Below are 23,267 nucleotides of genomic sequence, written 5' to 3' on the forward strand. Positions count from 1 at the left end.
GGAGAAAGTATATGACTCATCCTGCACAATTTATAAATGGTCAATGGTCAGCAGGCCAAGGCACAGAATTTAATTCAGTAAACCCTGCAAATAACGACGTTATTTGGCAGGCTTCATCAGCCACTGCGGCGCAAGTAGATACCGCAGTAAATTCAGCGCGCGAAGCGTTTTATGCATGGGCTGATAAAAGCTTTACTGAGCGCTTGGAAATAATTAAAGCTTTCGCTGCGCAATTAAAAGAAAACAGCGAAGAGCTAGCCGTAACTATCGCACAAGAAACAGGTAAGCCACTGTGGGAAACTCGCACAGAAGCGGGTGCTATGGTTGGTAAAATTGCCATTTCTGAAAAAGCATTTTTAGAGCGTACTGGCGACGTAGAAAACGCAATGCCACTTGGCCGTGCAATGATCCGTCATAAGCCACATGGTGTTGTAGCTGTATTTGGTCCGTATAACTTTCCGGGTCACTTACCTAATGGCCACATTGTGCCAGCGCTTTTAGCAGGTAACACAGTGGTATTTAAACCGTCTGAGCTTACTCCTAAAGTGGCAGAGCTTACGCTTAAGTTATGGGAAAAAGCAGGTTTACCAGCAGGTGTTATTAACCTAGTTCAAGGTGAAGTAGAAACGGGCAAAGCCCTTGCTGCTCACAAAGGTATTGATGGCTTGTTCTTCACGGGTTCTTCGCGTACTGGTCATATTTTACATGAACAGTTTGCAGGCCAACCTGGTAAAATTTTAGCATTAGAAATGGGTGGTAATAACCCACTTATTATTACTGACGTTGAAGATACGAAAGCTGTTGTACACGATATTATTCAATCAGCGTTTATTTCAAGTGGCCAGCGTTGTACGTGTGCACGTAAACTGTTTTTACCAACAGGTAGCAAAGGCGATGTGATACTTGAGCGTTTAATCACAGCAACTAAAGCGATTAAAGTAGGTAACTATGACGATGCAGACCAGCCATTTATGGGCTCTATGATCTCATCAGCTGCAGCAGCAGGCATGGTTAAAGCGCAAAACGAGCTTGTTGAGCTTGGCGGTGAAGTATTAGTAGAACTTGAGCACACAGCTAATACTGGCTTTGTAACACCAGGTATTATTGAGTGTACAAATATTAGTGACTTCCCAGACGAAGAGCATTTTGGGCCACTTTTAAAAGTATTCCGCTTTGACGACTTTGATCAAGCCATTGATAAAGCAAACGATACAACCTTTGGTTTATCGGCTGGTTTATTAAGTGATAGTGCAGCAGATTACGACCACTTTTTACGTCGTATTCGTGCAGGTATTGTTAACTGGAATCGTCCAATTACTGGCGCATCAAGCGCAGCACCATTTGGTGGTATTGGCGCATCGGGCAATCACAGAGCAAGCGCGTATTACGCAGCCGATTACTGTGCATACCCTGTAGCTTCAGTAGAGCTTGAAAAAGTAGCGATGCCAGCAACATTAAGCCCAGGCTTAAAAATAGATTAAGCAGTACTTAATCACTACAAAAGCAGCTTCGGCTGCTTTTTTTGTATTGCTATCGTGCAAAGCTAGCAATCAGCAGCGCTTTCTGCTTAAATCAAAATAATTAATTATACAAAGGTGGTATAAATATGGTTTTAGATAGGCAAGGGTACGATGATTTGATCATGTATCTAACTCAAAATTTAGCATTGTTTGAGAAGCCAGGCGAAATAAAACCAGGTGCCCCAACAGTAATGGAATTAATCGAAGACGTTATTGCACAAAATGTGATACTTATTTGCGAGCAGCACACAAATCTCAACACAGAGCAGCGTAGTCAAATTGTACGCGAAGTTGACGGCATAGTTTACGATTTAGAAGAAGTCCTCAGTAGCATCACCTCACAGCCTGTCACAGTAGAGCAACACGCCTTTATAGACGAATTTGCAGGTTTAGTAAAAAACCTCTTTGATAGCGCTTTAACGCAACAATCTTAGTCATTTTATAGCCCTGCGTTGCATTTTCATTTGCAACTACGGCTAACTTGCTTACAATCAAGAAAATATTTTTTGAGATATAACAATGCAAGCAAATGTAAAATGGGTTGAAGGCGATACATTCATTGGTCGTTCTAATTCTAACCACAATGTTGTGTTTGATGGCGGCAGCGATAGTGCAGCACCAAGCCCAATGGAAATGGTTTTAATGTCAGTTGGCTGTTGCTCATCAGTCGATGTGGTTAGTATTTTAAAAAAAGCTAAACAAGATTTTTCTGATGTACAGGTGCAACTAAGTGCAGAGCGCGCCGAAACAGCCCCACGCGTGTTTACCAAAATTAACTTACACTTTGTTGTTAAAGGCAATAATGTGTCTGAAAAACACCTTGCACGTGCAGTTTCACTCTCTGCTGAAAAGTATTGCTCGGTTGCATTAATGCTTGATAAAACAGTAGAAATTACGCATAGCCACGAAGTTGTGCAAGAACAAGCAAAATAACGCTTTTTCCACGAGGAAAATTCGTATAAAATCCGCGAACTTTTCATTCTGCAGGTGCAGAACCCACTAATTTATAGGTTGGTTTATTATGAACAAACCCTTCGATAAACTTAAACTTCATGGCTTTAACAATTTAACCAAAAGTTTAAGCTTTAGTATTTATGATATTTGTTACGCAAAGACCGAGCAACAACGTAAAGAATATATTGAATATATCGATGAGCAGTACAGTGCAGATAGACTAACCGACATTTTAGGTGAAGTTGTTGATATTATTGGTGCTAACATTTTAAATGTAGCGCGCCAAGATTATGAACCGCAAGGCGCAAGTGTCACTATTTTGGTTTCAGAAGAACCAGTAGAAGAGCAGCAAAATTACGATGCTGACGAAGCACCAGGCCCATTACCTGATTCAGTTGTTGCGCACCTAGATAAAAGCCACATTTGTGTACACACATACCCTGAAGCTCACCCTGATGATGGTATTTGTACATTCCGTGCTGATATTGAAGTGTCTACGTGTGGCATTATTTCGCCACTTAAAGCGTTAAACTTCTTAATTCATAGCCTTGAGTCAGATGTAGTAACTATTGATTACCGTGTTCGTGGTTTTACCCGCGACATAAACGGTGTTAAACACTACATTGATCACGCGATTAGCTCGATTCAAAACTTCATGACAGAAGATACAAAAGAAGCGTACCAAATGATGGACGTGAACGTGTATCAAGAAAACCTGTTTCACACCAAAATGATGTTAAAAGAAACCGATTTAAACACGTACCTATTCGGTATTTCGACAGCAGACTTATCAGAGGGCGAAGAAGAACAAATTCGCTCAAAACTGACTCGCGAAATGCAAGAAATATTCTATGGCCGTAACCTGCCAGATACAGAATAATAGCAACGAATTAAATTAAAAATGGCGCTCAGTGAGCGCCATTTTTTTATGTCTAAAAAAGCCCAACTAATTAGCTTAGCTGGGCTTTTTACTTATTAACAAAAGGCTACTTGAGCATGCCGTATAAAAGTGCAAACACAGCAAGTGAGCCAACCGCTAGTATAAATAGCGTGCTTAAGCGGTTACGGTATTTGTAAAGTGCAGGTACTTTATAAACCGCAATCATTGGCATAATAAATAAAATCATCGCAATGATAGGGCCCGATAACTGATCCATCATATCTAAAATACTTGGGTTTTTAACAGCACAAAACCAAATAGCTAAAAACATGATTAACACACCAATTTTATCGGCAGCTTTTGCGCTTAAACTTGTTTGCTTAGTTACTAAACCTGTAAAGCTTTCGCGTGCCCCTAAAAAGTGCCCCAAAAACGACGATGTAATAGCAATAAAGGCAACAAGCGGCCCTAGTGTGGCAATAAACGAGTTATCAGTAATATTAGCAAGGTAGGATAAAACCGATACGTTAGCCGCTTTAGCTGCTGCCATTTGCTCGCCTGTAAGCGACAGCACGCAAGAGAACACAAATAACAGTACAAAGGTAATAAGTAGCAAGCTAGTGCGCTTTAAAATCGCCTCAGACTTACGTGTAGCTTGTTCGCCGTAATGACCGCGTTGCACGTTTGCAAAGCTAGAAATAGCCGCTGCGTGGCTAAACGAAAACACAATTATAGGAATCGACAACCACAGCGTTTTACCAAAACTACCCATTTCAGGCACTGTCATATCTGGCATCTGCCAGCTAGGGATTAAATAAAGTGATAAAAACAACAATATGCCCACAAGCGGATAAACTAAAATAGCAAAGGCACGTAGCATCAAGCGCTCGCCGCCCATCATTAAGCTAATCATACCTGCAACTAATACGCCCGAAAGTAGCACGCGAGAAGGTGATTCCATACCCATTTGATTAACCATAAAACTATCAACAGTATTGGTTAGACCCACACCGTAAATAAGCAAAATTGGGAATATAGATAAAAAGTACAACAAGGAAATTAACCGGCCCGCAGTCACACCAAAGTGTTCTTCAACTACGTCGGTAAAATCGGCATTTTTATTTTTTGACGACAGTACAAAACGTGCTAGTCCACGATGCGCACAAAAGGTCATTGGGAACGCTAAACACGCCATAATAATTAACGGCCAAAAACCGCCAATGCCAATGTTAATAGGCAAAAATAAAATACCCGCACCAACGGCGGTACCAAATAAACTTAATGCCCACTGCGTATCGTGCAGGTTCCATTTAGTTTTTGTGCTTGAGTTTGTGTGTGTGTTTGTTGATGCATTTGAAAGCGTTGCATCTTGAGATGTTGTCATGTGTGTGTGCTCATCCATTATTTAAATAATAACTGCGCCGAAGGGTATAGTTTTTAGAGACATTTTTCATGTTTTGAGGGTGTTTGTAGACTAATTAATTAGACCCAATTGCAGGACAAGTGTCATGAATACTAAACAGCGGTGTAAAAGTGAGCAAACCCCATAAATGGCAACACCACATTACAATTTACTGTAGGTTGGGTAGAGCGAAGCGAAACCCAACACGCCACGCCAGCAGCAAAGCCAAGATAGGCGATTTCCATAACGTAAAAATAAGGGAAGGTCATTTTTATTGGTTTTCATTTAAAAATCAAAATCTGCTCCCAAAAGCTGTTAAGTAGAAGCCATCGATCGGAACTTCATAAGAGATTTTTCTTAAACTCCGTTATACTTCCTGCAATTGAATATGCCAAACGAAGTAAATAGGCCGCTAACTGCAATGAGCAAAAAAATCCTTTTCCATACTACTTTTGCGCACGAAACCAGTAAAACATGGGTTGTATTTGTCCATGGAGCAGGTGGTAGTTCGGCAATCTGGTTTCGTCAGCTTAAAGCCTATAAAAAAGAATATAATGTGTTGTTGCTAGATCTTCGTGGTCACGGTAAATCGAGTAACTTAGTAAAACACTTTGTTGATAATAATTATTCGTTTAATAATGTCTCAAAAGATATTATTGACGTGTTAGATCATAACAATATCACCAGCGCACACTTTGTTGGTATTTCATTGGGCACAATTATTATTCGAAACATTGCTGAAATAGCGCCGCAATATGTTTCTAGCATGGTGCTAGGTGGAGCGGTTACTCGTTTTAATACTCGCAGTAATACATTGGTTTATTTAGGTAATACTTTTAAACACTTCTTGCCTTATATGTGGCTGTATCGCTTATTTGCTTTTATTATGATGCCTAAAAAGCGTCATAAAGAGTCTCGACTTTTGTTTGTTCGTGAAGCAAAGCGCTTGTGCCAAAAAGAGTTTATAAAATGGTTTAAATTAGCCATGGACGTAAACCCCTTAATGCAATATTTCAAAGAAAAAGACATTGATATACCCATTCTGTACATTATGGGCAAAGAAGATCATATGTTCCTTGGCCCTGTTAAAGAAATGGTTAAGCGTCATAAAAACAGCGTACTGCAAACTATTCACCATTGTGGCCATGTCTGTAATGTAGAACGCCCCGACGTATTCAATCAGCACTCGCTTGCTTTTATCGCCCAGCAAAATCGTTAAGGGTTGTTGCTTTTAAAAAGCGTTCAATTAATGGCGAGTCCTAAAAACTTATAATAGCGATCATTAGTAAATAGAATCAGGTTATTTTATTTTTTTTGTCTTAAACTAAAAACATAGCCTTACTGTATGTCACAACTTTTTACACATAGTAAAATACTTCACTTAAATATAATTTTATAATTGGCAATCACTTACACAGTTTGCTACTAATAGATGTTCACAAAATAAGAACAGGCAAGTTAACTATAAGGGTGTAATTTGAGCAAATTACTAGAGTGCAGGGAAGTTTGTAAGAATATTTTTAGTTTTAATGTCATTACTACTTAATGGGTGTTCTCCAATTTGGGAGGAGCAACCTTATGAAGTGTATTACATTAGCGGCATTAAAAAGTTAGGTTACAGCCTTGGCCAGGGCGCATATATTGGGCGACTCGATGAACCAATAAATATTAAATCTAACGAAAAATATATTTTGGCTTATGCTTGTCCGCATAAAATTTGTGCTTTTACTATATTGATAAAACCAAAGATAACAAGTTTGCTGAACACAACGAGTTTGTTTATGGGCCATACACAAAAGCTCAATTTGCAGCGATAGTCAAAGAGTTAGGGTTACCGACTATAAATTCCAACGCTAACAACGCAATTTAATAAAGGTTAAAAACTTTACTTAGATTTTCACGGGGTGCAACACTTCTAAATTTAGTAATTAAAACGCCCTCTAGGGTTTATAAATACAGAACTTAAAGAAAAAGTAGTACAGGAAAGTGAGTATGAATAAGATAAAAGTCATTGTTATATTATTCGGCATAATATGGTTTGTGTTTGGAGCCGCTTTTTTTATAGGTTTTGAGTCATTAAAAAAGCTGTTGTTCTGCGTGTTTGTATTTTCTTTCTGTTATAGATATATATATGCATTTATTTTAAAAAGGAGTCTTTATGCACCATATACCGGTGAGGAAATTCCTCCTACTGAAGATAATTTATTAAAGCGGCTTTTTATGCTGATTATAGCTATCGGTGTGTGTAGCTATTTTACTTTCTTTATTTCTTAAAAAAATATATTTACTCATAGCCTTTATGTTTGGGAGATCAATAAATGGCACTTTTATCGATTTCAGTAGGCGTTGCGTTTTTTGCAGTTGCTATTATTTGGTTTGGCTTTAGCGCTATATTCGGCCAAATGGAAAATTCAGATTTTGCATATAGCTTTATACTGGGTATGTTCCCTGCGTTTATTGGCTTGGTTTTAATAGTGCCTAGTACGCTTTACCGAACTGTTTTTGTATTTGCCCAAAAGCCTGAGCAAACCCTAAAAGAAAAGGTTATTTTATCGCTTGGTTTGTTTATAACTTTGCTGTGCTTTAGTGCGCTTATTAAGTTAACTTTTACATAATAAATGACTTAAGCATTCCTAAGTATTTGTCTTTATGCTCACTGAGCAACTTTAATCGTTAAAGCTATCACTTGCCTTTCTGACAACTGATAGCTAACCACTTAAAACTGCCCTTACTCTTCTATCGCACTCACCACAAAATACGGGTTTAAGTATTCATCTTTGGTATTGTAAATAAGCGCTCTGCCATCAAGTTGGGTCACTTTAGCACCGGCTATTTCGGCAATAGCATGGCCTGCACCTGTATCCCATTCGCAGGTTGGACCTAAGCGCGGGTAAATATCGGCACTGCCCTCAGCAACTAAACACAGCTTTAGAGAGCTGCCTTTAGACACCATTTCAACATCGTCAAAGCGTTTTACAAACTCGGCTAAATCGGGTGATGGATGCGAGCGACTGCCAACAACACGTATTAACCCTTTGTTAGGTTTAGTCGTTACTTTAAGCTCAATTCGCTCATCGCCTTTATCTTTAAAAGCACCAATGGCTTCGGCGGCTAAGTACGATACGCCAAGGGCTGGTGCATCGACTACGGCTAAAATAGGAATACCATTTTTAATTAGGGCGATGTTTACGGTAAATTCACCGTTCTTTTTAATAAATTCTTTAGTGCCGTCGATTGGGTCAACTAACCAGTAGCTTTTCCACGTTTGGCGTACATCCCAGCTTATGTCGGCGTTTTCTTCACTGAGTATTGGAATGTCGGGTGTGAGCTGTTGAAGCCCTGCCACAATCAGTTTATGAGCTGCTAAATCGGCGTCGGTTACGGGGCTTTCGTCGGCTTTGTACTCAACGTTAAAATCCTTTTCGTAAATTCCCATTATTGCTTGGCCTGCTTTGCGGGCAAGGATTAGGGTTTCTTCTAGCAGTTCGGTTTGATTCATGGGGTTAACCTATATTATGTGCTTTTGTTTTAGATACGTTATCAGTTGTGTAACCGATTGGTCTAGGGTGTTTTTACTTGTATCTAAAATTATTTCTGGATTGTTTGGCACTTCGTAGCTTGAATCGATACCCGTGAAGTGTTTTATTTCTCCTGCACGGGCTTTTTTGTATAAGCCTTTTGGATCGCGGCTTTCGCATACATCCAGTGGGGTATCGATAAATACTTCAATAAATTCGCCGTCGTCTACTAGGCTGCGCACCATGTCGCGCTCTGCTCTAAAGGGCGATATAAACGCAGTAAGTACTAACAAGCCAGCGTCGGTCATTAGCTTTGCGGTTTCGCCTACGCGGCGTATGTTTTCAATGCGGTCTTCGTCGCTAAAGCCTAGGTCTTTACACAAACCGTGGCGTACGTTGTCGCCATCGAGCAGGTAAGTGTGCGTACCTTGCTGATTAAGCGCGGCTTCTAGTGCGTTTGCTACGGTACTTTTGCCAGAGCCTGAAAAGCCGGTAAACCATAAAATAGCGGGCTTATGTTTTTTTTGCTCACTACGCTGTGCTTTTGTAGTTGCGTAGTTATGCCAAACTATATTTTCATCCATAGTGAATGTCTCTTATACTGTAAGCGCAGGTATTAAAACGGAAATACCAGCGGGATCAAGGTTAATACCGTGATTGAATAAATAATAGAAAGGGGTAAGCCCATCACTATGTAATCTTTTAAGCGATAGTTACCCGCGCTATAAACCATTAAATTAGTTTGATATCCGAATGGCGATATAAAGCTGGCTGATGCGCCAAAGGCAACTGCCATAATAAACGGTAGCGGATCAACATTAAAACCAACTGCGAGTGAGTAAGCAACAGGGAATGACAAGGCAGCAGCTGCGTTATTAGTAATAAGCTCGGTAAATAATACGGTCATTAAAAATATGGCAATAAATGCGCCGTACGGGCCAAAGTCGCCAAGTACCATAAATAGGGCGCTGGATATTTGCCCGGCAAGTCCGGTGCCTATCATTAACTTGGCAAGGCCAATAGCGCTACCTACAACTACGAGTAACTCGATAGGAAAACGGCGTTTTACTTCGTTAAGTTTTATGGTGCCACTGAGCATTAAGCCAATCAGTAATACTAATAAGCCTTTAACCAGCGGCACTATGCCAACAATGCTTAAACCCAGTACTGCGGCAAAGCTTAGTAGCACAATATTTGATTGCTTAGGTGCAAGGTGGGCTTGTAAGTCAAACCCTGAAATATATACAAATTCGCGCTTTAAATTAGGCAAAGTGTAAAAGTTTTTGCCTGGTGCGAGTATTAGTGAGTCGCCAGCTTGTAATTGCACTTGCCCAAGGCCGCCTTGTAAGCGGTCGTGCCCACGGCGAATGGCAATAACGGCTGCATGAAACTGCTCTCTAAAGCGGGCTTCTTTTACGGTTTTGCCAATAAATTTTGAAGACTGACTTACGACTACTTCTACTAAGTGTTCTATGTCTTTTTGATGATTCTCGTGCACTACTTTTAGGCCGTCGAAACGGGTAAGTAATGGCACCGATTTTATGTCACCTACAAAAAGCAGCACGTCATCTTTTTGAATAATTTGCTGCGGGGTGACTGCGCAAATACGGCTGCCATCGCGAATGATTTCAGCAAGGAATAAGTCTTTTAAATCACGTAGGCCGTTTTCTTCAACGGTACGCCCTATTAATTTTGAGTTTGCTTGTACTTTGCCTTCTAGGTAAAAAGGCACGACTTCTTGGTCACTTTTACCGTTGTCGGGTAAGTATTTAAGCATTACTAAAATGGTAATTAGGCCTACGCTTAGCGCGCCTAAACCGACTAAGGTAAAATCAAAAAAGCCCAGCGGTTTCATGCCGGCATCAACGGCAAAACCATTGACGATTAAGTTGGTTGATGTACCAATAAGCGTAATAGTGCCGCCCAAAATAGCAGTGTACGACAGCGGTAATAATAGCTTTGAAGGGGAGTGATTAGGGTTGTCTTTTATCGCGGTAATAAGCGATGCAACAACAGCGGTATTATTAGTAAAAGACGATAAAAAGGCGGTTGATAACCCCAGTTTTGTTACCGATTTTACTAAACTACCTTTAGATAGCGATTGCGCTAACTTTTGAATTAGGGTGGTTTTTTCTATTGCGGTCGACACTAACACCAATAGTACTAAGGTGATAAGCGACGGGTTAGCATAATTAATTAACATGCTTTCAAGATCGATTAGCCCTGCTAAGTAGCTGGTGCCAATGGCACTTACAAATAACCATGCTGGATTAATACGGGTGCCAAAAAGGCACCCGACTAAGGTAAGCATAATGCCTGTTAAAACGAGCTGTTCTACCATGCTTTTAAATTCCTAACAGGCTAAAGTTAACTTATAACTTAGAAATATCAAGCGCTTGCCAATGCGGAAAGTGCTTGCGTACTAAGCTGTTAAATTCAACTTCAAATTCGCTAAAGTTACTTTGCTGTGCTTGGCTTTGCAGTACTTGTTCAATCATGCCCGCAGCAACCGTTAGGTTTGATAAGCGATCGATTAGTATAAACGAGCCTGTTTCGTGATTGCTGTGGTACTCGTCTGCCAAAATAGTTTCGGTTAGTTCAAGCGTTACAATCGCAATTTCGTTTAACTGCAGTGAGTCGCTAGTGCCGTGCTCAAGCGTGTTTACATCAATTGTGTAATCAATTTTTGTAACAATAGCTGAGGTATTTTTGCTGCCTAGTTTTAGGTTATAGCTTTTACCTAATACTAATGGCGACTCATGCATCCATACAATTTTAGCTTGCAGCTGGTTAGTAACAACAGCCGTTGAGTTTGCAGGTACTATTACGTCGCCTCGGCTAATATCAATTTCGTTATTTAGAGTAACGGTAATTGCTTGGCCTGCTTGTGCGCTGTCTAGGTTGCCATCAAAGGTAACAATTTCTTTAATGCTTGATGTTTTACCCGACGGTAATACTTTTATTGCATCGCCTACATGTAACTTGCCTGATGTAAGTGTGCCCTGAAAACCACGGAAGTTTAAGTTAGGGCGAACTACATATTGCACTGGTAGGCGCGCTTCAAAGCCTGTATCTGTTTCGGCTGCTGGCGAATCTTCTAGTAATTCAAGTAGCGGCTTGTCGGTGTAATACGGTGTATGTGCAGAGCGCGTTACTACGTTGTCGCCTTTAAGCGCCGACATAGGCACAAACTTAATATTTGATACGTTAAGTTGCTCAGCAAATTTAAGGTAATCGGCCTTAATTTTTTCATACACGGTTTCGTCAAAATCAACGATATCCATTTTATTAATCGCAACAACAAACTGCTTAATGCCCAGCGAGTCACAAATAAAGCTGTGGCGCTTGGTTTGTACCTGCACGCCGTAACGCGCATCAACCAAAATAATAGCCACATCGCTTGTTGATGCGCCTGTTACCATGTTGCGCGTGTATTGCTCGTGCCCAGGTGTGTCGGCAATAATAAATTTACGCTTAGCCGTTGAAAAATAACGGTACGCTACGTCAATGGTAATGCCTTGCTCACGCTCAGCTTGTAGGCCATCAACTAGTAATGCAAGGTCAAGATCTTCTCCTGCGTTACCTACTTTTTCGTTATCTTTATGAAGGGCAGCAAGCTGATCTTCATAAATTTGGTGGCTGTCATGCAGTAAGCGGCCAATCAATGTCGATTTACCGTCATCTACGCTGCCACACGTAAGCATGCGCAATAAGCTTTTGTCTTGTTGGCGTGCTAGGTAGGCGTCTATGCCTATTTCTTTTACTTCGTTAAATGTATCGTTATTTTGGCTAGACATTAAAAATACCCCTCACGTTTTTTCTTCTCCATTGAGCCGGCTGAATCATGATCAATAACACGACCTTCACGTTCAGATGATGTAGATAGCAGCATTTCTTCAATAATTTCGGTTAAAGTACTTGCTGTTGACTCAACTGCACCGGTAAGTGGGTAGCAGCCTAATGTACGAAAACGTACAGATTTCATTTGCGGTACTTCACCTTCATTCAGTGGCATACGCTCATCGTCAACCATAATTAGGGTGCCGTCACGGTCAACAACAGGGCGCTCTTTTGCTAGGTAAAGCGGAACCATGTCGATGTTTTCTTGGTAAATGTATTGCCAAATATCAAGCTCAGTCCAGTTAGATAACGGGAAAACACGAATGCTTTCGCCCGGATTAACTTGGCTGTTATAGGTGTTCCAAAGCTCAGGACGTTGGTTTTTAGGGTCCCAACGGTGGTGTTTATCGCGGAACGAGTAAACACGTTCTTTTGCGCGTGACTTTTCTTCGTCGCGGCGTGCGCCACCAAATGCTGCATCAAAACCATATTTGTTAAGTGCTTGCTTTAAGCCTTGGGTTTTCATTATGTCGGTATGTTTACCCGAGCCATGCGTAAACGGGCCTACACCCATTTCAATGCCTTCTGGATTTTTGTGTACCAGTAGGTCAAAGCCGTATTCTTTAGCTATACGGTCGCGAAACTCAATCATTTCACGAAACTTCCAATTGGTGTCTACGTGTAATAACGGAAACGGAATTTTTGCAGGGTAAAATGCTTTACGCGCTAAGTGCAAAAGTACCGACGAATCTTTACCAATAGAGTAAAGCATTACTGGGTTCTCAAACTCAGCGGCGACTTCGCGCATGATTTTGATACTTTCAGCTTCAAGTTGCTGAAGGTGAGTTAAAGCCATTGTTAGTCGTCCTACTAAAATGATTAAAAGTTACAAATTTAAAATTCGGTTATGTATTTGATACATCTGTTAGCGGCTGTGCAAAGCTGCTTGTTTGTTCGTTTTTCCCAAACCACGCTAATTGTGAGTGTAGGGCAGCTACTTCTCCAATAATAAGTAGCGCAGGCGATATAATGCTGTTGCGCTGGATTAAGTCGGCAAGTTCGCCTAGTTGGCCTGTTACTACACGCTGATTTTTGCGTGTGCCGTTTTCGATAATAGCGACTGGTGTGTCGGCTTTACGGCCATGTTTTAAAAGCTCGCTTTGTATGTGCGGCGATTTAATAACGCCCATGTAAATAGCAAGCGTTTGATTTGCTTTTGCCAGCGATTGCCAATCAAGTTCTTGGCCGTCTTTTTTACAGTGGCCAGTTACAAATTGAATGGCTTGTGCATGGTCACGGTGTGTAAGCGGAATACCCGCATACGCACAACAACCTGCAGCGGCGGTAATACCCGGTACAATTTGATAATTTACGTTATTAGCAGCCAGTACTTGTACTTCTTCGCCACCACGACCATAAATAAACGGATCACCACCTTTAATGCGGCATACTTTTTTGCCTTGTTTAGCAAGGTCGACCAACATTTGGTTGGTGTCGTCTTGAACAACGCTATGATCGCCTAAACGTTTGCCTACACAAATAAGGTCTGCATCTCGGCGTACTAGTTCCATAATTTCGTCAGACACTAAAAAGTCGTATACAACCACATCGGCTTGTTGCATAAGTTGCAGTGCTTTAAGTGTTAAAAGCTCTGGATCGCCAGGGCCTGCACCTACTACATATACTTCGCCTTCAGGTTCTGCTTTAGCATCTAGCATTTGTTCTAGCTGTTGCTGTGCGGCTTGAGTATCGCCGGTTTGCACTTTACTCACGACAGATGAGTCGAATACGCCTTCCCAAAATTGGCGGCGGTCTGAAAAATGTTTAAAGCGTTTTTTTACTTTGTCTCTAAAGCCACCGACAAGTGTTGCAAGTGGGCCAATATGATGCGGAATAAGGGTTTCGAGCTTTTCGCGCAAGCGACGTGCAAGCACTGGCGCTGTGCCTGCGCTTGATATAGCAATAGTGATTGGGTCGCGGTCAACAATAGATGGAAATATAAACGTACATTTAGGTTGGTCATCAACCACGTTTACAAATACATTGCGAGCATTGGCAAGTTCAAATACGTTGTTGTTTACTTCATCGCGGTCGGTTGCTGCAATAACAAGCATTTTTCCATCGAGATGCGACTCATCAAAATAAGCATCAATAAGCGTTACTTCATTATTATGTGCATGCTCTTTTAGTTCGTCGCAAAACCAAGGTGCTACCAAAGTTACACTGGCACGCGCTTTTAAAAACGCGCGACATTTGCGTAATGCGACCTCTCCACCGCCAACAACCAATACTGGTTTGTTGTCGAGTTTGGTAAAGATAGGTAAATACTGCACGTTAATAAGACCCCTAAACAAATTCAAATATAAGAAAACGCTTTATTCTGATAAGCAGAATATAGCGGCTATCAATAAGTAAAAAATAATTAAAACCAAGTTGATATAACCAAAAGTTATAATAAGTGGGCTTTTTAGGCCTAAGAGTTAGTTAACAAGGGATTACGACGAGTTACAAGTGAAATAACAAGCTTATAGTGTTTGGCTATGAGTTATAGCGAGTTTGGTTTAATTTGTTAATATGGGCATATCAAATTTTGTACTTATACCAATTGCATTAAATTAGTGATCTATTATAGCGACGAGAAAATAGCTCAATAACAAGGCTAAAATTATGATACATAGTTGTTCTATATAAATAATTTTTAACGTAGTTAGTGAGTTATTTAATACGCTAAAATGATTATGTTTTTAATAAAATTGGTATTACATAAGCAACGGAGCTCTAATGACACAACACCAAAAAGATGCCGCATTAGCAGTCGCACTGATGGATTTAACAAGCTTAAACACTAGCGATACCACCAAAAGCATTCAAGCGCTTGTTGATAGTATAAACCCGACGCTAGGCACGCCTGCTGCCGTATGTGTTTATAGTGACTTTGTTGATGATGCTAAAATAGCACTCGCAGCACGTGAGCTTAACCACGTAAAAGTTGCAACGGTCACTAACTTTCCAACGGGTGATGCACCACTGAGTGATGTAATTAACGAAACACTTATTGCAATAGAGCGCGGCGCTGACGAAATTGACCTTGTTATTCCTTACAAAAAACTCATAGCGGGCGATGCTCAAACGGTACTTAGCTATGTAAGCGAAAGTAAAAAAGCGTGTGGGTCTCGTGCCCAGCTAAAAGTAATAATAGAAAGCGGCGAGCTTAAAACTGAAGCACTCATAACTCAGGCCACGGAGCTTGCAATTAAAGGCGGTGCTGATTTTGTAAAAACGAGTACGGGTAAGGTTGCTATAAATGCCACACTTGAATCAACAAAAATTATACTAACAGCCATTAAAAACTCAGATAAACGTGTGGGCTTTAAAGCTGCCGGTGGTGTTAAAACCGTTGCCGATGCCAGTGATTATTTAGCGTTAGCACGCACGATGATGGGTGACGGCTACTTGCATGAAAATACATTTAGGTTTGGTGCCTCGAGCCTGTTAAGCGATGTTTATACAATATTAAAAAGTAATTAAAGGATAAATAATGAGAGCAAGAAACTCAGGGACACAAGCATTGTTTAACAACCTATTTAAAGGTGCATTGGTTGTGGGAGTTATCGGTTTTGGATTAACTGCATGCACTAACCCAAGCACACCGGCAGGTGAAGAAGGCTATGTATTCGAAAAACCACGTGTATTTGGAGAAGGTGGTTATCAAGGAACAATGAAGGGCCCATCTAATTACGGTATGTCGTTACTGCGAAATGAAGTAGTAAATATAGATATGCGCCCTAATACCTATACTGAAACTTTTAGAATTTTAGCTAATGATGATTTAAACATTAAGTTTGATTTTCATGCTGTTATTGCTATTGAAAGTGGCTCAGTTAAAACCGTAGTCGAGCAGTACGGTGCCGAAAATTGGTATAAACGTTTTGTACGTGAAACATTTAGAACGTATGTACGTGACACTGTGCAAAAATACGATAGTGGTGAACTTAAAACAAATCGTGAAAAAATAGCTAAAGAGGTCACTCTGCGTTTGCAAAATTACCTCTCTACAACGCCATTTAAGCTTGCAAATGTTGTAGTAGGCAACATAAATTATCCTGACATTGTTGCTAATGCAGTTGAGAAAAAGCTAGCAGCTCAGCAGTTGTTATCGGAAAAAGAAACACAAAAAGAGATTGCCAAAAAAGATGCTGAAATTAGGGTGGAGGAGGCTAAAGGGATTGCTCAGGCGCAAAAAATTATTAATGCAACGCTAACCGCTAATTATATCCAGCATGAAGCGATAAATGCACAAATAAAAATGGCTGAGTCACCTAACCATACAACAGTGTATATTCCTGTAGGTAACAACGGGGTGCCGTTAGTAAAAGGGGCTAATTAAGCCTATGAACTTGGGCAGCTAAATTATAGCTACCCAAGTGACTGTTACTAAAATGCTTTAAACATACTACCTAAGCTATCAAGGCCAGATTTATTACTTTTAGCAATACACTCGGAGTCATCTAAAGACTTCTTAGTGGCAGCATCAGCAAGCCCTGTTACTGCGAGCTTATTCTCTTGTTGATATTCTCGAAGTGCGATGACTGTTTTACGGTCGTATTCTACGTCTTGCGTTTCAAACTCTTCATAGTTAGGCTGGTGTCTTAAATAACCTAAGCACATTAAATTTAAACGTGACATGGCTAGGTCAAGCTTTTCATAGTGAGGCATTCTATGATTTGGTACCTCTATATTATCAACGGGTTTGCTCACTGCTTTTGCTTTACTTACTTTTAGTGGCGGTGGAGCAGTGTATCCCGATGCTAATGTGTTATTGCTATTGTAGCGGTAGTAAGTATCAGGAATTTTTGTTTCTAGGAATTCAACTGCTTTGATAATAACTTCACGAAGGGCTTTTTCCTTAGGGGTATCAGACCATCCACTAATATTACCGCCAACAAGTGCGCCACCAAAGTTGGTTGCGGCTCCAGTAAAGTCAAAATCTTTACTGCCACCTTCAACACTTGTTGCAGCTAAAATGCGTGATGTGCGTGTATCTATGAGGCGTAGGTCAATCGCCATATGAGAGCCTGAGAAACCAGCGGATACAGAGCTAAATACATCACCCATAAAGCCGCCACTGCCAACACTTGCACCAGAGCTATCGTCATCAAATTCAGTTACCGCTGCAATAACGACTATTTCAGCGCCTTCAATCTCACCATAAGCGGCACCCGATGATGCACTAACGCGGCCTGAGGCTGCTAGGTCTTGTTCTGATAAAACAGTATCAAGCGCTTGGCGCTCTAAAACAATAAAGCGATTTGTTGATACCAGCGCTGTAGTTAATTGATCAGCCATACCGTCGCCTATTTCTTTACGCCACCATTTTGAGTTGTTTGATTTGTCGGTAAAGCGTGAAACAGCAATACGCGCTTTAGGCCCGTTGTATTGTTGTTGTGTAGCGGCATTTATGTCTTGTGAATTTTGACCTGACGTAACATTTGTGGAGGTGCTTTGACAAGCGCTCAGAGTGGTAGTTAATAGTGCCGTTAATAATAGTTTTTGTGGTGCTTTTAACATATGACTGTCCTTAATTAATATGCACAAGGGAAATGTAGTGCATTTCCCTTAATATGTAAATTCATGTTAATTTAGTTAAATCAGTAGGTTAATAATAGTACTGGTGCGAAATGTTTAGTCACATAGGCGAAATTTATCAGGATTGTTCGCGAAACTGTTTTGGGGACATATTATATTTTGCTTTAAAGCACCGGGCAAAGTAGCTTTGTGAATTAAAGCCAACTTGCTGTGCTACTAGACCAATTGCAAGCTCACTATTTTTTAAAAGCTCTTGTGCAAATTCTAAACGAATATTTCGAATGTAATCGCTTGGTGTTAGGTTGTACAAGGCTTTCATTTTTAATTGTAAAGCGCGAGGGCTAAGGTAGAGCGCGGCTGCAAATTCTTCTACGCTAAATGCTTCGTCTTGGTAATGCTCTTTTACTGTCGTTTTTACACGCTCGGTAAATACATAATCTTTACTTTGCGCCATTTGTGGGTCGAGCTGGGTTGTTTGTGATAAAGCAGGTAGTTGTTGTTTTAAATGTTGATTAAGTACTTCTCTAATCGTTAATAACCCTTGAACACGGCTGAGTAACAGCTGCGGCTCAAAAGGTTTACTCAAATAGTCATCAGCAAGTAAGTCTAGGCCCTTTAATTTACTATGTGTATCTGCCTTTGCTGAAAGTAATAACACCGGAATATGGCTAATAGCCGCGTCGCTGCGCAGTGCTTTAATAAACTGATAGCCATCCATAACAGGCATCATTACATCACTTATTACCAAGTCAGGCATTTCGTTTTTACATAAAGCTAAACCTAGCTCTCCGTTAGCTGCACTTATACACGTGAAGCTACTAATAAATAGTGAAGTTATTAAATCACGCATTTCATCGTTGTCTTCAATAATAAGAATCTTATTACTTTTTACTGCACATAAATTATTGTTTTTAGACACAGCAAGAGCAGTAAGGTTAGAGATTTCGTCTATTTGAGTTGTTGGGAGTGAAACAGTAAAACAACTTCCTTTGTTTAATTCACTTTTAAGTTCAATAGTTCCTTCATATTGCTCAACTAGCTGCTTCACCAGCGCTAAGCCAATACCGCTACCACTTTGATTACTCGTATCTATGCGTGTAAAACGCTGGAAAACGATGTCGATATGCTTGGTATCTATACCAATACCTGTATCTGTGACGGTTATAACTAATGTGTGCTTGTGGCTCGATAGTTGAAGTAATACGTTGCCATCATTTTGTGTATATTTTTGTGCATTACTTAATAAGTTACTGATAATTGAAAGCGTATGGCTTTGCTCCAAAGCAAGGTACGTATCGCTATGTGTTAAGTCTAAAGTTTCAAACGTAATTTTTTTCTGCTCAAACAGGGGGGCAAAGTCTTCTATTAATTGTTTAATGAGGGGTTTTATAGCATAAGGTGTTACGTATTTTACCGATACACTAGGGCGGTTGCTTAATTGTAAAAGTTGGTTTATTTGATCCAACAGCTTGTAGCTATTTCGCTGAATCATTGCAAGTTTTTGCTGTGTATCTGGGTCCTTATGCGCGCTTTGCAAGCTCTCAAGTGGTGCTAATATTAGACTCAATGGTGTTTTAAGTTCATGGCTAACATTATCTAAAAGCTGAGTTTTTAAGTCGCTGAGCTCTCTCTCTTTTAAGCTTGCTTGCTCTGCAACTTTAGCGCTATACCTTGCTGCTATAATTAACCACATTATAAATAATACGATAATGACATAACTGACATAGGCAATATTGCTCTTCCACCAAGGTGGAGTAACGGTAAGATCAACCATTTTTTTATTATTACTCCATTGGCCATATTGGTCTTTAACTTTCACGATGAGACTATAATTTCCAGCTGGAAGTTGAGAGTAGCTAACCTGTCGTTGGTTTTTGCTGGCATATAAAAACTGTTTATCCAACCCCGCTAATTTATAAGCATATTGATATTGAAATGGGGGCTCTGCACTATTTAAAGCTGAAAATTTAAAGCCGATAACACCGTCTTCTTCTTTAAAAAATAGTTGATCTGCATAGCTTATAAGCTTAGCTGTTTGGGCATTTTTGCGTGTGTATTTCTGTATTGAGGTTGACTGGTTATAAATAAGTAAATCTGTGATAACGGGTTCTGGGGGGGGAGATGATAAGGCAAGCTTTAGCGGGTCAAATTGATTAAATCCATTGATACCACCAAAAAATAATTCGCCGTCATCGGCTTGAAACGCGGCACCTAAAATAAATGAAGTATGCTGTATGCCGCTAGCTGGTAGAAAATGCTGCATTTTTTGGGTTTGAGGAGCGTAACGAGTTAATCCCTGATTACTGCTTAGCCACAAGTAACCGCTACTATCTTGTTTAATCGCAAAAATATTGTCATTAAGTAAGCCATCAAACTCTGTAATTTTTATTACTTTGTTTGTTTGGATATTTAACTTATTGAGCCCGCCAAAAGTACCTACCCATAAAGTGTTTTCGTCTTGTAAGTGCAAGGATGTAACCATGTCATGCGTTAAGCTGTTTGGCTTTTTAAGATCGCTTCGATAATGAGTAAATGTTTCATCATCTAAAGAAAATTTATTTAGTCCTGCACGGGTTCCAACCCATATAACATTATTATAATTGTCGTGAGTAATACTAAAAACAGTATTATTTGAGATGCTATTTTTATCTGCATTATATTTAAAGTGTGTTACTTGTAATGTGTTTGGGTTAAATCGCGTCAATCCTTTGTTGCTACCTAGCCATAAGTTACCACTTTGGTCGCCCTCTATTGCATAAATACGATTACTGCTGAGCTGATGACTCTTGACAGTAAAAGCCGAAAAAGTATCATCCGCTGAATTGTAAAGCAGTAAACCGCCTCCGTACGTACCTACCCATACGCGTTTATCTGCATCTTCATAAAGGCTAAATATATTGTTATTAGTTAAGCCAGTATTACGGTTTTCATCGGTTTTATACCGTTTAAATCCCGTGTCAGTTTGTTTGTTAAGTCCGTCGCGTGTACCAACCCAAAGTAAGTTGTTACTGTCTTTGAGTATTGCCCTTACAAAGTCACTGGAAATAGAGCGCAGGTTATTTTCTCGATGCTTTTGATGACCAAACTGAGCCTGTCTTTTATCATAGCGATGCAACCCATAGCCATCCGTACCAATCCAAATTATCCCCAGAGGGTCTTGATAAAGAGATAACAAATGATTACTGGCTAACCCATGTTTTAAATCAGCAGAATGAATGATTTGTTGAAATTGCTGCCCAAACAAGGTTTTTGTAGGCTGGTGGTAAAGACCATTGCCATACGTACTTATCCATAGGTTTTGTTCAGCATCGAGAAGTATATCGGTTACCCAAATATTTTTGAGTTGCTCAAAGTGACTAAATGCAAGTGTGTTTGGATCAAACATACTCAACCCTTCTTTACCACCAACAATCAATTTACCATTTGGCGCCTTTGTTAATTGCCAAAGCTGTTTAGGGCTATTGGGTATGTGTTTAAATACGCCCGTTTTGGCGTCAAATTTTATGAGGCCGTTGTTGCTGGCCAACCAAATATTATTTTGTTGATCAAAAGTAATATCTTTAAAAATGATATCTACTTGGTTTTGGGTGGGGTAAGTAAATAACTTCGTGGTATTTTTACTTGTATTAAACCGCGTGAGTTGGCCTTTATCATGGGCAATCCATAATACTTGTGGTGAATTGGAAGTAATTGATGAGATGCGTTCATTAGCAATAGATGGAATTGAGTGCTTGTTATAGACACTAAATTGCCCTGTTTCAGTATTAAGTATGTTTAGCCCATTGCTTGCAGTTGCAAGCCAAATTTTGCCGTTTGCTATATTCACACAATCTGTAATCCAATTTCCGGAAATACTGGGGTGTGAGGGGTTAAACTTATAATGCTTAAATTCATACCCGTCAAATCGGTTTAGGCCGCCTTGTGTTGCAAACCAATGAAACCCTTTATCGTCAGTTGTACTGCAGGTAATTGAATTTTGTGATAACCCTTGTTCGTTTGTATATGTATCTAAGTAGAGTGGGAGGGCAAGCGAGCTAATATGAAATAATAATAAGAAGCTTATAATTTTATACGTTATGATTGTTTTTATTGCTCTCACAGATATCCTATCTATTGTGGCTCCCTCTAATCTAGACAATCATAAACTGATTTTTAATTAAAGTTAAGATTGTTTTTTTAATGCAATATCGAGATTTTGCATTGTGGGTACCTTTTAGGCTTGTGTAAATGATTTGCGTAAGTATAATAGGCATCCACTTTGCAGGGGCGTAGTTCCAATTGGTAGAACAGCGGTCTCCAAAACCGATGGTTGGGAGTTCGAATCTCTCCGCCCCTGCCAGTTTTACTTGTTAGTTGAGTAGTCTGAGATTAAAAACCGGTTTAAATTAAGTCTGTTTTTAAGTTTAGATTTTAATGGATTAACCCTGCCGTAGTGTAGGGTTGTTGTGTCTGTAGTTAAGGTAATAATATTATGAGCACGAATGTAGAAACACCATCAAGTGCGATGGAGTCAGTAAAGTGGTTAGTAGCAATCGCGCTACTTGCAGGCGCAGTTGTTGGTAATCATATGTATGCAGATCAATCTGTATTACTACGTGCTATCGGCGTTGTTGTTGCAATAGCGGCTGGATTAGCAATTGCCTCGCAAACATTTAAGGGACGTAACTTTCTTGCTTTCGCAAAAGAAGCTCGAATTGAAGTACGCAAAGTTATTTGGCCAACGCGCCAAGAAACTACCCACACGACATTAATTGTAATGGTTGCAACAGTGATTATGGCACTTATCCTTTGGGGATTAGATGGCATTTTATTCCGCGCTGTAGGCTTTTTAACTGGATTGGAGATCTGATCCCATGTCGGATGAGAACGAGAACAAAGAAATTAAGTTACGTTGGTATGTAGTACAAGCCTTTTCTGGTTATGAAAAGCGTGTAGCTCAAACGTTAACTGAACACATTAAAATCGAAGGTCTTGAATCGAGCTTTGGTGAAATATTAGTACCAACTGAAGAAGTTGTTGAGATGCGCGCTGGTCAAAAGCGTAAATCTGAGCGTAAATTCTTCCCAGGTTATGTACTAGTACAAATGGATATGAATGACGCAAGCTGGCACTTAGTGAACAGCACTGAACGCGTAATGGGCTTTATTGGTGGTACGTCTGATCGTCCTGCTCCAATTAGTCCTAAAGAAGCAGAACGTATTCTTAATCGCCTACAAGAAAATGCTGAAGCACCTAAACCTGCTACATTATTTGAACCAGGTGAAGTTGTACGCGTTACTGATGGACCATTTGCAGATTTCAGTGGTGTAGTTGAAGAAGTTGACTACGAAAAAAGCCGCGTAAAAGTATCTGTACTTATTTTTGGTCGTTCTACGCCAGTTGAGCTTGAATTCGGTCAAGTTGAGCAAGATAGGTAATTGATCAAAAAAGCTTCGCTGATTTTTATTTAAATTTTAGTATGAAGCTTGAAAAAGGCCGCTGATTAACTTATAATCAGCGGCCTTTTTGTATTAAGGTAAAAATTTATTTTTACTGTGCAAAAAGTACGAAACCAATTTTTAAACTGG

The 23,267-nt window shown here is 40.0% G+C and carries 20 protein-coding genes and 1 tRNA gene; 12 read left to right on the forward strand and 9 right to left on the reverse strand.

The genetic code is table 11. From position 1 onward, the window contains the following. Nucleotides 1–11: 11 nt before the first annotated feature. The 4 genes from astD (at nt 12) to speD (ending at nt 3,354) form a co-directional block, all read left to right on the forward strand. A complete protein-coding gene (gene astD, locus PX700_RS09880) occupies nt 12–1,481 on the forward strand; it encodes a succinylglutamate-semialdehyde dehydrogenase (protein WP_479520627.1) in 1,470 nt (489 codons plus the stop codon). A 125-nt stretch (nt 1,482–1,606) separates the two neighbouring features. Further along, nucleotides 1,607–1,954: a DUF3802 family protein gene (locus tag PX700_RS09885; protein WP_415637970.1), complete on the forward strand. Its 348-nt coding sequence runs from the start codon at nt 1,607–1,609 to the stop codon at nt 1,952–1,954. An 85-nt stretch (nt 1,955–2,039) separates the two neighbouring features. Further along, a complete protein-coding gene (locus tag PX700_RS09890; RefSeq protein ID WP_024600073.1) occupies nt 2,040–2,453 on the forward strand; it encodes an OsmC family protein in 414 nt (137 codons plus the stop codon). A gap of 88 nt (nt 2,454–2,541) precedes the next feature. Further along, a complete protein-coding gene (gene speD, locus PX700_RS09895) occupies nt 2,542–3,354 on the forward strand; it encodes an adenosylmethionine decarboxylase (protein WP_024593800.1) in 813 nt (270 codons plus the stop codon). A gap of 106 nt (nt 3,355–3,460) precedes the next feature. On the opposite strand, the gene PX700_RS09900 is transcribed toward speD, so the two are convergent. Beyond that, the gene (locus PX700_RS09900) at nt 3,461–4,738 is read right to left on the reverse strand and encodes an SLC5/6 family protein (protein ID WP_479520628.1); all 1,278 of its coding nucleotides are present in this window, start codon (nt 4,736–4,738) and stop codon (nt 3,461–3,463) included. A 439-nt stretch (nt 4,739–5,177) separates the two neighbouring features. On the opposite strand from PX700_RS09900, the gene PX700_RS09905 reads away from it, so the two are divergent. The 3 genes from PX700_RS09905 (at nt 5,178) to PX700_RS09915 (ending at nt 7,371) form a co-directional block, all read left to right on the forward strand. After that, complete coding sequence (locus tag PX700_RS09905; RefSeq protein ID WP_479520629.1) at nt 5,178–5,975, forward strand: alpha/beta fold hydrolase; 798 nt, start codon at nt 5,178–5,180, stop codon at nt 5,973–5,975. Between the two features lie 773 nt (nt 5,976–6,748). Further along, the gene (locus tag PX700_RS09910; protein ID WP_479520630.1) at nt 6,749–7,030 is read left to right on the forward strand and encodes a hypothetical protein; all 282 of its coding nucleotides are present in this window, start codon (nt 6,749–6,751) and stop codon (nt 7,028–7,030) included. Nucleotides 7,031–7,074: 44 nt separating this feature from the next. Beyond that, complete coding sequence (locus PX700_RS09915) at nt 7,075–7,371, forward strand: hypothetical protein (RefSeq protein ID WP_479520631.1); 297 nt, start codon at nt 7,075–7,077, stop codon at nt 7,369–7,371. Between the two features lie 113 nt (nt 7,372–7,484). On the opposite strand, the gene cysQ is transcribed toward PX700_RS09915, so the two are convergent. From cysQ to cysG, 6 genes are read right to left on the reverse strand one after another with little or no spacing between them, the layout of a single operon-like run. Then, complete coding sequence (gene cysQ / locus PX700_RS09920) at nt 7,485–8,255, reverse strand: 3'(2'),5'-bisphosphate nucleotidase CysQ (protein ID WP_479520632.1); 771 nt, start codon at nt 8,253–8,255, stop codon at nt 7,485–7,487. A 9-nt stretch (nt 8,256–8,264) separates the two neighbouring features. Next, on the reverse strand, nt 8,265–8,858 hold the full coding sequence (gene cysC, locus PX700_RS09925; protein WP_010555008.1) for an adenylyl-sulfate kinase: 594 nt from the start codon (nt 8,856–8,858) through the stop codon (nt 8,265–8,267). Nucleotides 8,859–8,890: 32 nt separating this feature from the next. Further along, complete coding sequence (locus PX700_RS09930) at nt 8,891–10,615, reverse strand: SLC13 family permease (RefSeq protein ID WP_479520633.1); 1,725 nt, start codon at nt 10,613–10,615, stop codon at nt 8,891–8,893. A 31-nt stretch (nt 10,616–10,646) separates the two neighbouring features. Continuing rightward, nucleotides 10,647–12,071 (reverse strand): sulfate adenylyltransferase subunit CysN, encoded by a 1,425-nt coding sequence (cysN, locus tag PX700_RS09935; RefSeq protein WP_479520634.1) that lies wholly within the window; start codon nt 12,069–12,071, stop codon nt 10,647–10,649. Next, a complete protein-coding gene (gene cysD, locus PX700_RS09940; RefSeq protein ID WP_008133447.1) occupies nt 12,071–12,970 on the reverse strand; it encodes a sulfate adenylyltransferase subunit CysD in 900 nt (299 codons plus the stop codon). Before cysD ends, cysN begins: the two co-directional genes overlap by 1 nt. Nucleotides 12,971–13,019: 49 nt before the next feature. Next, a complete protein-coding gene (gene cysG / locus PX700_RS09945) occupies nt 13,020–14,447 on the reverse strand; it encodes a siroheme synthase CysG (protein WP_479520635.1) in 1,428 nt (475 codons plus the stop codon). Between the two features lie 448 nt (nt 14,448–14,895). On the opposite strand from cysG, the gene deoC reads away from it, so the two are divergent. Then, on the forward strand, nt 14,896–15,642 hold the full coding sequence (deoC, locus tag PX700_RS09950) for a deoxyribose-phosphate aldolase (RefSeq protein WP_479520636.1): 747 nt from the start codon (nt 14,896–14,898) through the stop codon (nt 15,640–15,642). 10 nt (nt 15,643–15,652) lie between these two features. Next, nucleotides 15,653–16,501, forward strand: coding sequence for an SPFH domain-containing protein (locus PX700_RS09955; RefSeq protein ID WP_415637978.1), 849 nt, complete (start codon nt 15,653–15,655; stop codon nt 16,499–16,501). Between the two features lie 47 nt (nt 16,502–16,548). On the opposite strand, the gene PX700_RS09960 is transcribed toward PX700_RS09955, so the two are convergent. Together PX700_RS09960 and PX700_RS09965 are read right to left on the reverse strand one after the other, a co-directional pair. Continuing rightward, a complete protein-coding gene (locus PX700_RS09960) occupies nt 16,549–17,682 on the reverse strand; it encodes a CsgG/HfaB family protein (RefSeq protein WP_479520637.1) in 1,134 nt (377 codons plus the stop codon). Nucleotides 17,683–17,818: 136 nt separating this feature from the next. Next, the gene (locus tag PX700_RS09965; RefSeq protein ID WP_479520638.1) at nt 17,819–21,799 is read right to left on the reverse strand and encodes a hybrid sensor histidine kinase/response regulator transcription factor; all 3,981 of its coding nucleotides are present in this window, start codon (nt 21,797–21,799) and stop codon (nt 17,819–17,821) included. Nucleotides 21,800–21,962: 163 nt separating this feature from the next. Here PX700_RS09965 and PX700_RS09970 point away from each other — a divergent pair. The 3 genes from PX700_RS09970 to nusG all read left to right on the forward strand — a co-directional run bounded on the left by PX700_RS09970 (nt 21,963) and on the right by nusG (nt 23,117). After that, nucleotides 21,963–22,039 (forward strand) — tRNA-Trp (locus PX700_RS09970). Between the two features lie 132 nt (nt 22,040–22,171). Beyond that, nucleotides 22,172–22,549, forward strand: a complete 378-nt coding sequence (gene secE, locus PX700_RS09975) for a preprotein translocase subunit SecE (protein ID WP_002958877.1) — start codon at nt 22,172–22,174, stop codon at nt 22,547–22,549. 4 nt (nt 22,550–22,553) lie between these two features. Further along, nucleotides 22,554–23,117 (forward strand): transcription termination/antitermination protein NusG, encoded by a 564-nt coding sequence (gene nusG / locus PX700_RS09980; protein ID WP_166420077.1) that lies wholly within the window; start codon nt 22,554–22,556, stop codon nt 23,115–23,117. Nucleotides 23,118–23,267 lie beyond the last annotated feature (150 nt).

It is taken from the genome of Pseudoalteromonas sp. TP27 (genome assembly GCF_056470645.1).